At 44.7% G+C, this 12498-nt stretch carries 13 protein-coding genes; 5 read left to right on the top strand and 8 right to left on the bottom strand.

Annotated features, from left to right (window positions below):
* Positions 1–9 precede the first annotated feature (9 nt).
* Entirely contained in the window at positions 10–330 is a 321-nt protein-coding gene (locus tag QUB61_RS14090; protein ID WP_333190001.1) for an IS1/IS1595 family N-terminal zinc-binding domain-containing protein, read from the bottom strand.
* Positions 331–514: 184 nt separating this feature from the next.
* Between QUB61_RS14090 and QUB61_RS14085 the strand changes: the two genes are divergently transcribed.
* Entirely contained in the window at positions 515–919 is a 405-nt protein-coding gene (locus tag QUB61_RS14085) for a winged helix-turn-helix domain-containing protein (protein ID WP_333127205.1), read from the top strand.
* A gap of 1226 nt (positions 920–2145) precedes the next feature.
* On the opposite strand, the gene QUB61_RS14080 is transcribed toward QUB61_RS14085, so the two are convergent.
* From QUB61_RS14080 to QUB61_RS14055, 6 genes are all read right to left on the bottom strand, one after another.
* Positions 2146–2883 carry a response regulator transcription factor gene (locus QUB61_RS14080; RefSeq protein ID WP_333127239.1) on the bottom strand — a complete coding sequence of 246 codons (738 nt, stop codon included), beginning with the start codon at positions 2881–2883 and terminating at the stop codon, positions 2146–2148.
* A gap of 704 nt (positions 2884–3587) precedes the next feature.
* On the bottom strand, positions 3588–4532 hold the full coding sequence (locus tag QUB61_RS14075) for an FTR1 family protein (protein WP_333127203.1): 945 nt from the start codon (positions 4530–4532) through the stop codon (positions 3588–3590).
* A 409-nt stretch (positions 4533–4941) separates the two neighbouring features.
* Positions 4942–5376 (bottom strand): ferritin-like domain-containing protein, encoded by a 435-nt coding sequence (locus QUB61_RS14070; RefSeq protein ID WP_333127201.1) that lies wholly within the window; start codon positions 5374–5376, stop codon positions 4942–4944.
* Positions 5377–5492: 116 nt separating this feature from the next.
* Positions 5493–5813: a hypothetical protein gene (locus QUB61_RS14065; RefSeq protein WP_333127199.1), complete on the bottom strand. Its 321-nt coding sequence runs from the start codon at positions 5811–5813 to the stop codon at positions 5493–5495.
* A gap of 15 nt (positions 5814–5828) precedes the next feature.
* Entirely contained in the window at positions 5829–6197 is a 369-nt protein-coding gene (locus QUB61_RS14060) for a hypothetical protein (RefSeq protein WP_333127197.1), read from the bottom strand.
* A 641-nt stretch (positions 6198–6838) separates the two neighbouring features.
* Entirely contained in the window at positions 6839–6979 is a 141-nt protein-coding gene (locus QUB61_RS14055; protein ID WP_333127195.1) for a hypothetical protein, read from the bottom strand.
* On the opposite strand from QUB61_RS14055, the gene QUB61_RS14050 reads away from it, so the two are divergent.
* The 3 genes from QUB61_RS14050 (at position 6974) to QUB61_RS14040 (ending at position 9896) form a co-directional block, all read left to right on the top strand.
* Positions 6974–7903 carry an energy-coupling factor ABC transporter permease gene (locus QUB61_RS14050; RefSeq protein ID WP_333127193.1) on the top strand — a complete coding sequence of 310 codons (930 nt, stop codon included), beginning with the start codon at positions 6974–6976 and terminating at the stop codon, positions 7901–7903. The genes QUB61_RS14055 and QUB61_RS14050 overlap by 6 nt on opposite strands.
* Positions 7896–8552, top strand: coding sequence for an energy-coupling factor transporter transmembrane protein EcfT (locus tag QUB61_RS14045; RefSeq protein ID WP_333127191.1), 657 nt, complete (start codon positions 7896–7898; stop codon positions 8550–8552). Before QUB61_RS14050 ends, QUB61_RS14045 begins: the two co-directional genes overlap by 8 nt.
* Positions 8553–9161: 609 nt before the next feature.
* A complete protein-coding gene (locus QUB61_RS14040; protein ID WP_333127189.1) occupies positions 9162–9896 on the top strand; it encodes an ABC transporter ATP-binding protein in 735 nt (244 codons plus the stop codon).
* A 294-nt stretch (positions 9897–10190) separates the two neighbouring features.
* Here QUB61_RS14040 and QUB61_RS14035 read toward each other — a convergent pair whose 3' ends face one another.
* A complete protein-coding gene (locus tag QUB61_RS14035) occupies positions 10191–11195 on the bottom strand; it encodes an ion transporter (protein WP_333127187.1) in 1005 nt (334 codons plus the stop codon).
* Between the two features lie 134 nt (positions 11196–11329).
* On the opposite strand from QUB61_RS14035, the gene QUB61_RS14030 reads away from it, so the two are divergent.
* Positions 11330–12337 (top strand): 2-hydroxyacid dehydrogenase, encoded by a 1008-nt coding sequence (locus QUB61_RS14030; protein ID WP_333127185.1) that lies wholly within the window; start codon positions 11330–11332, stop codon positions 12335–12337.
* Positions 12338–12498 lie beyond the last annotated feature (161 nt).

Genomic DNA, 12498 nt, shown 5'->3' with positions numbered 1-12498 from the left:
TTTCCTTTATTATCGACTCTCCGACCATAGCTCATCCATCTGAACACTCAAGCGCTTTTTTGGCTTGGCACTCACCTCCACTTGCTTCTTAACAGCAACAGAAGCGGCATTTACGTAGCGCTGTACTGTATCTTCTGACACTTGTAATACCCGAGCAATCCCGGCCTGGGAAATACGTTCAAGTAGCATCCGTGACATTAACTCTTCTTGTTCTTTAGTAATAGCTTTCCAGGTCGGATTCAAAACAAATTGACGACCACATTCTCGACATTTATAATTTTGTTTGTGATGCCGAGTTTGACCGTTACGACTGACTGCTTCGCTCGCCACAATTAGGACAATGGGGAATTTCTACTGTCATATAACTAATGGTAAACACTTCTCTCGCTTGAGTAGCTTACTCTATCCTTTCCTTCAGGGCACTACCCTCAACTTTATCGTCAAGCGTCAGACCCAATTGAACGGACACGCTACCAAATAATTTGGCTTTTAGCAACTGGACGAGTTACAGAAGATGTCGCTGCGGTCACTGGTTATTGCCGTAACTCGATATATCGCGAAAGTTCGTCGTTACAATCAATTAGGTACGAATGGGTTGAAAGACAAACGTCATCAACGTCCGGGCGCTCAACCTTTACTCTCGGTTGTGGAACAAGCACAACTTTTACAAAGTTTACATACACCTGCGACTGATGGAGGATTATGGAATAGTCGTAAAGTTGCAGAGTGGATGGGTAATTTACTCGAGAGTCAAGTCAGCATACAAAGAGGTTGGGACTATCTACATTCGTTGGAGTTTCGGTTACGGGTACCCCGCCCTGAACAGGACCTCACTGACCTGGAAGTCCAAGAAGCTTGGAAAAAAAACTCCGCTCACGAGCCAAAAGAATTCAACAGCAGCATCCATCAGCAGCAGTAGAAGTGTGGGCAATGGATGAGCATCGTCTGGGACTAAAGCCGATAATGCCGGCGAGTTTGGGTAGGGTATGGGGAGCAGCCCATAGCCAACGTAAATTGGCGCTATCAATGGCTATGGTTGTATGGCTTTGTACACCCGTCAACGGGAGAAACCTACTTTTGGATTCTCCCAAAAGTTAACATCGAACTTTTTAACTTAGTTTTAGTAGACTTTGCCGTCTGAATTTGGAATAGGTAAAGATAAACACATCATCTTAGCTAAAGACCTACGCTGGTTGGCATACCAGCCCACAAGTTCGATTACCAGAGGGTTTGCATTGGGAATTTATGCCCTCCCATTCTCCCGAATTACAACCAGCAGAAAGTCTATGGCCTTTGATAAATGAACCAATTGCCAATCGTTCATTTAAAAATCTTGATGAATTAGAAGAGGTATTATTTCAACGTTGCCAAGTTCTGCTTAAACAACCTTCTTTGATTAAAGGGATTACTTGTTTCTATTGGTGGCCAAAAAGCAAAGCTATATCATTCCGGTGCAACCGGAATTGATATTACAGGGGGGTGGGGGATTGTTTTTTTCAGAATCAAGAGAGTTAATGCCTACGCCAAGTAGTACGCCTATTGAGGGGCAACAAAATAAGAGCAAGTAATGGCAGGGTACGGAGGGTACCATATTTGGCAAGCGTGATGAACTCGGAAAGCATATTAAAAGTAAGGGTGATTGCAGCATCGAAAGATAGTTGTTTTGAGCGTAAAGAGGTTGATTAACAGTAAGACTTTTTCTGACATTTGCTAACAATCACTTACATTTGCCTTCTTGTCTTTATATCATATAGAATGAATTTAGCCACTCAGATGTAGGTGAAAAACCTTGGTAGTACGCAACCGCTATATAAATAAGTTGCCTCTACATTATCAAAGCAAATAATCAGATTGGCTAATAGCTGTAAGCGATAACCAAGCTGAACGCTAGAAGATAAGTGCTTGTAGAAATTTCTACGGGCATCGGTTGATACGCGCAAGGTTAGAGATCAGCTCTCAACTTATGTATTTGTTAGCAAATGTTAGCAAAAAAGTATCGGTCAGATTCTGGTCTCTTGAAGAATCGAGTATTTCTTCAGACCGCTTGAGCGTCAACTCAAACTCCAAACAACAAAGCCTGAGAGCAAATGCTTTCAGGCTTTTATAGCGGGATTTTTAACTGCTTGTTGCATCTGGCGCGCTAGCTCAAGCAGAGGATTTGGTTTCCTCGGCTACTTGCTCGTTGTTGGGCAACTCCAGGCAATAACCGGCCCCGTATACGGTTTTGATGTACCGAGGATGGCGGGGATCGGGTTCCATTTTTGTTCTCAGGTGTCTGATGTGTACGCGAATAGTTTCGATGTCGTCGTCGGGGTCGTAACCCCAGACTTCTTTGAGAATTTCGCTGGGAGAGACTGTCTGACCGTGGCGTTGGAGCAAGCAGTGCAGCAACTCGAACTCTAGGTGGGTCAGTTTGACTGTCTGAACGTACCAAACAGCTTCAAACCTTTCGGGGACAAGGGTCAGCGGGCCGTAATTCAGGATTTCTGAGTGTTTGGCAGCTTGGGGGATGCGGTCTGTGCGCCTCAGCAAGGCTCGCACTCGCGCCAGCATCTCTTCTAGTTCAAAGGGTTTGGTCAGATAATCGTCGGCGCCGGAGTTGAAGCCTTCTACTTTGTCTTGAGTTTGACTTAAGGCGGTCAACATCAAGACGGGAATGTCGGCTGTGCGTTCGTCGCGCCGCAACCGCTGACACACTGTGAATCCGTCTACTCTAGGCAGCATCAGGTCTAGCATGATCAGGTCGGGCAGCAGTTGTATGGCCAGTGCCTGACCTTTGATGCCGTCTTCGGCCTGGGTGACTTCGTAGCCAGCCATTTCTAGGTTGACGGCTACGAGTTCGGCGATCGCCGCGTCATCATCAATAACAAGTATCCGAGGCATCATTATTTATCTCACCGCTAACCAGATGGGGGAGGCTACAGCCTTCTGGGGGTTCCAGGTAACTTTAACAAGCAATTTTTTAATTTTAAGCTTCATTTAAGAATTATAAGGTTGATTAAGAACTTTTTGAGCTATGTAAAAATTGTTGTATTAATTATAAGCGCCTTCAGTGGCTATCAGAAAGACTGTTCGCCAGAAATCTGGGCTGGGGTAGATTTTTTGTTTGCGGGCGCGACTTCTGTGGCGACGATTGATGATGGGATTTGAGATTTTAGAGGCACCCTGCGTTTGTTTGCTGGTAGTGGGTCATCGCCCCTCTTGTCGATCGACACCTTTGCGGGCCTGACTACCAGCAACTTCGGCTCTCTGCGAGTTACATATTTTCGACGATCGCCCACTCTACGACTTGTGATTTATAAAGTTGGTGAGGTTGAGAAAAATTTTGTTTTTTTTGAGGGTTAGCCCTTGCTTTTTTTAGCTCTTGACTGTATTATTAAATAATAGAAATCTAACTATTTTAAAAAAAAAAAAGCGCTGTTCCCATTATTAAATAATATCATACAAATGTCAAAGAGTCTATCCTGAAACCCTAAAATTTTGGGCTGATTTTGGAAAATCAGGCAATTTTTTTGGTGCCTCAGAAGCAGTGAAAGCAGGGAAATAATCTGTAACCATAGCCGACACAACTACTGAGAAAGAGTTGATTATTGAGCCGACTGAGTATTTTTTGGGGAAACAGTCGCCTGAGAGGCTAATTTTTGGAAATAAAGACGGCCGATGGTGGCTAAGAATATTGTGTAAGCAGCGGCTTGGACGAGATAAAGTCGATCTCTGTATCCAAACAGTGTTTTGAGAATCACTCCCGGAAATTGCCGATCGGGCAAACTGGACGCTGCATTCCACACCATCGGGCCTAAGATACAAGAGTGGAGTGGTGCGAGGCGATCGTAATAAAAACAAATCGCTGCATACTTGCTATTCATCTGCGACAAAATCCCAGCCGCTCGATCGAAATGTTTCAGCGCCGATACTGCCAAACCTGCTACGATTAACAGCAACAAAATCCCCATAAACTTGAAAAACAGTCGGATATCAATTTTTACGCCCCACTTGAACAGTAGCGCCCCAATTATTGCCGCCCCAGTCAAACCGCCCAAAGCTCCCAAAGCGGGACTCACACCTTGTTGAAACTGAGCGCTGACAAATAAAACTGTTTCAAAACCTTCGCGCAGTACCGCAATAAAAATTAAGCCAAATACGCCCCAGCCGGCATTGGTATTTTCTGTCAAAGCTGCTGTAACGGCTCCTTCAACTTCAGCTTTGAGAAAGCGCGCTTGCTGAGTCATCCAAATTAGCATCCAGCTTAGCATTGCGATCGCCACAATTCCCAACACGCCCTCTAATAGCTGTTTAATTATCGGTGCGTAAGGCTGCTCGGATGTTGATAGTGCTGCGAGCAATCCATTGAATATAACACCTACAATACCGCTAGCAGCAATGCCGGCTGCGACACCTGCATAAACCCAAGAATTGAGGTGACTTTGCTCGGCTTTTTTCAAGCAAGCTAGTACAATTCCGACGACTAAGGCGGCTTCTACCCCTTCGCGCAGGGTAACTAAAAAAGTCGGTAACGCTTCACTAAAATTCATTTTTTATAATTATGGGGTATGGGGTATGGGGCATAGACATCGGGCTTTGGTCACTGGTCATTGGAAATAAAAACTAACAACTAACCAATCACCAATCAACACTTCGGACAGTTTTTGATGGCATACCTGAGAATAAGGGTTTCAGGGCGCTCCAATAGCTGCAAGCAACGCTTAGGAAGCACACTATCAGGCGAAGTGAAAATCAAGGGTGTGATGCTAGGACATAAAAACGCAAGCGGGGGCGGACGCACGCAGACCTCATAAACTTGGTTTCTTCCTAAATTTCTCGTGACTCGTCGCAAATTTCTCGTGACTCGTCGCAAATTTCCTAGAAACCGGGTTTCTAGCCCCCCGATGGGCAATGAAACTGCCCGAAGTATTGACCAATAACAACTAACTAATGATTAAATCAACTATAATCCCGCAGCATTTTTTTCAGTTCTACTTGGTGCAGTTCTTCTTGTCCAATCAGATTGCGGGCATATTCTTCCAAATAAACGCTGGAGTCTGTCACGACTTCAAGTAAAGATTTATACTTTTTGAGCGCTTTTTTCTCGTGATTTAAACTTTCTTCCAACAAGTCTTTCACGGCGTGTTTGTAGGTTTCTTCGATGGGAGCAATTTTCTGACTGGGATGCCCCTCTAAACCGGTGAGAATTTCTCCTGCTTGTTGGGCGTGGAGTAGGGATTCCGTTGCTTGTGCTTTAAAAAACTGCACGATGGGAATCCGGTTTGGCCCTGTCACCATTAGTGCATAGTGGGTGTAGCGCACGACACCTGCTAGTTCCCATTCCATGATGGTGCATAGCAGTTCTTGGGTTTTTTTTTCGTCAAGTTCTTTCATTTGTTGTTTTAGATGTAGAATGCCTTAGAGGGCGCTGTTTATAATATCACATTTAAGTTAAAAATGAAAAGTAAGGTGCTGATGGCGCACCTTACCGGAGAGATGTTGTCTGTGAGTTACGGGTTAACTTCTAAGGTTCCAGTAGGAGCAAACACTACAGTAAACTTAGCGACTGGTGCTGCACTGTTGCTGCTAGTTTTGGAAGATTTGAGCAGATGTGGCAAAGGAGTTTCTTGGGCGTAATCCTTGGTTGGTTGATTGAGGGGCTCGAAATTGCCGATCGCCCCACCTTGACTGACGCTGACTCGATCGACTAGATTTTGAGTGAAGGTAGGGCTAGTTTGCCAACTTCGATCGATGCGATCGTAAACTTTCAGAGCTAACTCATCTAGTTTGAGGCGATCGGTAATTTCTGCTGTCTGATTTGTTCCATCCACCACCTGAACTTCCTGCTAGCCTGCTGATACAGGTACAGCTTGGACAGTCTTATCTGTAGGGCTACTGGCAATAGCCGTTTCAGTAGACGTATTAGTGATAGGTACAACCTCTGGAAAATTGTGAGGCAGCTTTTTTTTGCTGTCAAGAGCTAAATAGGAATTATTTGCAGCCGCAAGCGCACTGCTACTCGCAATAGCTGGTTGAACCAGCCCCTTAGCAACAGCATTAGCAACAGGATTAACGGGACTTTGCCCCTCGATTGTCAAAGACTTGATGTGAAAACCGCGAAACTTTTCTTTTTGGCTAGCGCGCCACATTGCGATGGGAAAAGTCATAAAGAAAAGAGTCAAAACTCCGACGCTAACCCAAACTATTTTGTGCATCTCCCTGGCTGGGACCGGCTTATTTTTTGTCTCCATTATCAAACCTCACATTACTTAAGTTAACGGCAAATAGGGAAATAGAGGATGCCAGCATATAGCTGTGGAAGCAACCAACAAAGCAAACATCCAGAAAAATATGGTGCGGCTTTTAAGATTCTTATTTTTCCATAAAACATGACGAATTAACCAACTGATCGGGCAACCCACAAGCAAGATAGTTTCTTTGCCTGTGTAACTGCCGATATTTCGCCGCAATTCGCTATCAGTTTTGTTTCCGGGAATCCAAGTACCGAGATTCCAAACAATTTTTTATGTGGCTTTAGATGTGTTTGACAAGTGGTGAGTCACCATCATTGTTACACAACCAATTGCTGCACTAATTACTGCGGCGGAGGCCGGCTAGGCCACACTAGGTGCTGTTTCCGATCCTAGAGATTTTCAGTTGATTCTTTATATTTTTTTTATATTCTTGTTTGAGCTTGACGGTGAATACATTTTGCGTGTGAATGTGTCAACAAATATTGATAATTTTTATCAAAAAGCTTCAAGGTGCGGGTTGTCGGTAAAATATCCGAATAATTCTTCAGGATTATTTAATGTAAAATTTCTGCTGCTCAAAATTCAGCCCCTGAGGCGCTAATCTATATCGAATAAGCGATCGCCCGCTGCCAATCTCCCGATCGCTCGATCGCAGCAATGCCCCCAGAGGGGATGGTAAATTTTTGTAAAAAATAGTTGACTAAAGGGCTGGAAGTTCTCTCGTTTGGGATACATGAATGCACATACCTGATGGTTTTCTTTCACCGCCAGTAGCCATTGCTACCGGCATAGCAAGTGCAGCAGTAATTGCAGTTGCCCTGAATCGAACCCGCGCGAGTCTTGGACTCCGACAAGCCCCAATCATGGGCTTAACCACAGCTTTCGTGTTTGCAGCCCAGATGATCAACTTTCCCGTAGCCGGCGGTACCAGCGGGCACTTGTTGGGAGGGGCGCTGGCATCCGTTGTTTTGGGGAACCCTTGGGCGGCAACTTTGGCAATGAGCACGGTTTTTATAATTCAGAGCGTCTTGTTTGCCGACGGGGGCATCACCGCCCTGGGAGCCAATATTTTTAACATGGGGCTAGTTGGCATTTGGGTGGGCTGGTGGCTGTTGCAGCCGTTGCAGCAACTCTTGGGAGGTTCCCGAAATCGTTTGCCCCTAGCCGCGGGCCTCGCCGCGGGCCTCAGTGTCGTTGCTGCTTCTATTTGTGTGGCGATCCAACTCGCAATTTCTAGTACAGTAGCGCTCAATATCGCATTGCCAGCAATGGTAGGGGTACATATTTTAATTGGGATTGGCGAAGGGGTAATTACAGGCAGCGTTTTAACTTATCTGGTCAAAGTGCGCCCGGATTTACTGCCGGGAGAACAGCCACAATTGCAGAAATGGGTAGTGCCTGTAATCGGAGTTTTATTAATTTCGGGGGTGCTTTCGCTGTTTGCTTCAAGTTGGCCTGACGGGTTAGAAGCGGTAGCCGAAAAATACGGCTTTAAAGATAAAGAAGCTGTGGCGATCGAAAATCCTACTCCTTTAGCAGATTACACAGTTAAAGGATTAGAAGAGCAGCCTATTGGTACTAGCATTGCTGGACTTTTAGGGTCTGCCTTCAGCTTCGGCGCTGCCTTTGGCATTGCTCAGTTGGTGGTAAAACCTAAAGATGTCTAAACTCTCTATACCTTTTCGATTGCGCCTGTCTTTGGTAATTGTCATCGGCATTGGTTTTATGAAGACTGGCGCTTGGCTGTGGCTGGGAATTTATGGGGCGATCGCACTTTTTTGGTCGTTTTGGCTCAGGGCTCCGGTGCGAACCCTAGCGCAACTGTTGGGAGCTGAATTGCTTTTTCTCTCCTTATTAGTGCTGCCCCAAGGTTGGGAACGCGCCAGTTTTCTGTTGCTGCGTTCCCTAATTTGCCTGCTAATTATGAACAGTTTTCTGCTAACTTTGCCACCCCACAGTTTCGGAATCGCCCTCAAAGGATTACCGCTACCAGCAGGTTTGCAAGAGATTGTACTTTTAACGGGACAATACTTAGAAATCCTGCTGACCGAAGTCAACCGCATGAAAATATCTGCCCAACTCCGAGGCTTGTCCGGCGCCGGAGGATGGCTGCGTTACGCTAGTGCTTCCATGATCGGAGCCCTCTATTTGCGAAGTCTCGATCGCGCAGAAAGAGTACACGCAGCTATGCTAATTCGGGGATATCAAGGAAGTTTGCCCGCTGACTCAAAATCTACACCTAAAGAGCGACTCTGGCTGACAATAACTATGTTAATGGCTGCCGGATTAACCATAGCTTCTTATGGTAATTTCTAAGGGGTTATTGGTTATTGGTTGTTGTAAATTTGAGGATAACAAATAACTAATAACAAATGACTTCTGATACCAAATTTCTCCTAAGATGATAGCTGTGTCCTCCCTACCATAATTTGTCCTAAGTTATTTGGGGAGTGGTATAGTTAGATTGGGATTTTTTTACCGCAGATATCAGCGGATGAACACGGATGAACGCTGATGCAATTTCTGAAGTGTTTATCTGTGTTTATCTGCGGTAAAAAAACTTTCATATTGTTTCCTATTGATTCGGAATCAATAATTCTAGGTTACTGTCAATAACTGCTCGGCCCTAAAAAAGAAGGATTACCTATTGACTTGGGTGGATTTTTTGTGGTATATTTTAGATAATGGGAGTGGTGGCAAAAAATAAAAAAATGCCACCACTCCCATTATTTAATGGTACTTGATTAAATGCTGAGAGTCAAGGGTTTAACTCTAAAAAAAATGGCTCTTTTTTTGATTTCAATCAAGTAAAATTACGATAGCAACCCGCTGGGCAGTAAGTAGCGTAGCGTCCGATCGACCTGCGAACGGATTTATTTGCGGTCGCAATTCTTTAATAATCTAAAATCTCAGATCTCAAATCGGATGACTAATCTCCAATCAGTGCCAACAATCGAAGTGCAAGACTTAGTATTCGGCTATCCGCAGCAACAACCTGTATTGGCAGGAATTTCTTTTACTTTGCAACCGGGAGAAAGAGTTGCTTTACTCGGGCTGACAGGTGCTGGTAAAAGCACTTTGCTGGAAAACTTAATCGGATTAAAAATGCCTCAATCCGGCGAGATTAGAGTGCAGGGAAAAAAGCTGGAACCGGCGACTTTATCCCAGGCGCGCAGGCTGATTGGATTTTGCTTTCAAGATGCTAACGACCAGCTATTTATGCCGACTATTTTGGAGGATGTAATGTTCGGGCCGCGCAATTATGGGGTGCCGCCGGGTGTTGCGCGCGATCGAGCTTTATCGCTATTAGACGAATTCGGTTTAGTAGAATTTGCCAACCGTTCGGCCCACGAACTTTCAGGAGGTCAAAGAAGGTTAGCAGCCTTGGCAGCAATTTTAGCATTAGAGCCGGCAATTTTAATCTTAGATGAGCCGACTAACGGACTCGATCCCTCGTGGCGGCGTCACTTGGCGTCAGTTTTGTCCCGATTGCCGATCGAGGTAATTTTGATCGCTTCTCACAATTTGAATTGGATTGGGAAAACGACTCAAAGGGCGTTAGTTTTGGCGGATGGTGAGATTAAAATTGACCGAAAAACTAAAGATTTGCTGGCAGATAAATCAACTCTAGAATATTACAATTTGCCGCCTGATTGGTAATCATATATTGGTTGGTAGGGAGGATTTTATTCCTCTCTACAAATTTGATAATGGTGATTTTACAGTACATGATAGGAAAGGTCATATAGCAATCCTTGCAGGAATCGTAAATTTTTAACCCCACCCCAACCCTCCCCTTGGTAAGGGGAGGGAGTAAGAAATTCACAAATGATTTAGGATTGCTATAGACTTATTACTACATAAATCTTTGAGGGATCGGGAAACCGCAGATGCAACGCAGATAATTTCAAGATTGTTGGCGATTTTTGCAAGAGGTATCATATCTAGCTCTAATTACAAATCGAATTTGCGAACGGCCTCCTTGTACAGATGAATAGCTAAACTGCAAAGAATTTGTTCATTTTGAAAATCACTTCCTAATTTCTGTTTCGCCGTTTGAACACACATTTTCATCAACTCGGATGAACTTTCGAGGTGAAGTGCGATCGCCCTTTGTTTTTGGTCAAACCCGACCTCGATTTCCGCCAGCCTTTTGACCGATTGATAATTCGCAGATTGCTCTAAATTTGCCGCCATTCTTTCCTGCTTTCTCCTTTGCACTTCCTCGGCAAAACCCGCAGCAATTATCCCCGCAGGTAACGCAAAAATTCCGATTCCCAAAAATGCTAATATTGAGCCTAAAAATCTCCCGATAGGAGTGATCGGATAAATATCGCCGTAACCTACAGTAGTTAGAGTCACAACTCCCCACCACATTGCATCTGGGATGCTCCCAAAAGATTGAGGCTGGGCTGATGATTCCAAAAAATACATGAGACTAGATGCAAAAATTAATAAGATAAAAACGGCAAAAGCGGTAGCTAGTAATTCCTCTTTTTCCGCGTATAAGACTGAACCCAAAGTTCGCACTGACTCAGAATACCTGCTGATTTTTATCAAGCGTAATAAGCGCAAAATGCTAATTATAGAAACAAAGCTTAAATTGGGAAATAACAACAATAAGTAAAAGGGTAAAATTGAAATTAAGTCGATCATACTCAGCGGTGTGAGAGCGTATTTAATTCTTCCCCAAATCGGGTGGCTGTATTTGCTATCGACGGTACACACCCACATCCTCAAAACATATTCTAGTGTAAAGACCAAAGAGGAAATAATTTCGATATATTCAAAAACGAGTTGGTATCCTAGGGAAAAGCTGGGAGAAGTGGAAGCAATAAAAGCTGTAAGGTTTAAAAAGATTAAGGAAGAAATAATCACATCGTCGGCTAAGCTGTAGAAATTAGTGCTGTCTGAGACTTCTAAAATTTCATATAGGACTGTTTTGAGTTGTTTACGCATTTGCTTTTCTCCTCGGTGATGGCAGATTAATGATTACGGCTTAGTCTAGTTTAATACATTTAATTAAAAAAACTAAGGTTTGGAGCTAAGCTGGGAAGAACTGCCAACTATTACTGGATTTGCAGGCAAAAATCATGAAGGTAGCCGTATTTAATACCAAATCCTACGATCGCACTTTTCTGACAGCAGCCAATGTCGGCGGTCAACACGAGTTGGTTTTTTTTGAACCGCATCTGACCCTGGAAACCAGCGTTTTGGCTGCTGGATTTCCGGCCGTCTGCGCGTTCGTGAACGACTGCTTGGACGCGAAAACCCTCGGGGCGATCGCCGAAAAAGGCGTCCGCTTGCTGGCCCTGAGATCCGCCGGATTCAATCACGTGGATTTAGCAGCAGCTCGCGATTTAGGCTTAACTCTCCTCCGAGTTCCTGCTTATTCTCCCTACTCCGTCGCGGAACACGCAGTCGCTTTGATGTTGTCCCTCAACCGCAAAATCCACCGGGCCTACAACCGCGTTCGCGAAGGCAATTTCGCCCTAGACGGCTTGTTGGGTTTTGACCTCCACGGGAAAACGGTGGGAATCGTCGGCACTGGCAGAATTGGCGCAATTACTGGCCAAATTCTGCACGGATTCGGGTGTCGCCTGCTGGGATACGATGTTTTCCAAAACGTAGATTGCCTCGCCCTAGGCATGGAATACGTCGCACTCCCGGAACTGTTCGCTGCCTCTGATATTGTCAGCCTCCACTGTCCGCTGATGCCGGAAACTTACCATTTGATCGGTGCAGAGGCGATCGAGCAAATGAAACCGGGGATGATGCTGATCAATACCAGTCGCGGTCAGTTGATTGACACTAAAGCTGTTACCAAAGCACTGAAGTCTGGTAAAATTGGCTACCTCGGCTTAGATGTGTACGAACAAGAGACGGATCTGTTTTTTGAGGATTTGTCAAATCACGTTATTCAAGACGACGTATTTCAGCGCTTGCTGACTTTCCCGAACGTCCTGATTACCGGACATCAAGCTTTCTTCACCGAGGAAGCTTTGAAAAATATCGCCGAAACTACGATCGGCAATATCACCGACTTTGAACAAGGACGCCCTTGCGCGAATCAAATCGACCTCGATCGAGTGAAAAGATGAGTCAAAAGACCGATTTGGCAACGAGGGAAATTGTTTACAATCAAGTCTTATCCTTATTTTTGCTTGCAATTTGTGAAGTTCTGCCTTAGTCTCATCAATTAGCCCCGGCAGCGCAAATGCTGTGCTAATTGCCGGAGAATTACTGGCAGCCACTCAAAGCC

Origin of the sequence: Microcoleus sp. C2D2, from assembly GCF_036702495.1 — a bacterium.
Classification (GTDB): Bacteria; Cyanobacteriota; Cyanobacteriia; order Cyanobacteriales; family Microcoleaceae; genus Microcoleus.
Note: the sequence above shows the minus strand (reverse complement) of the source record. Positions and strands in the feature narration are given on the sequence as shown.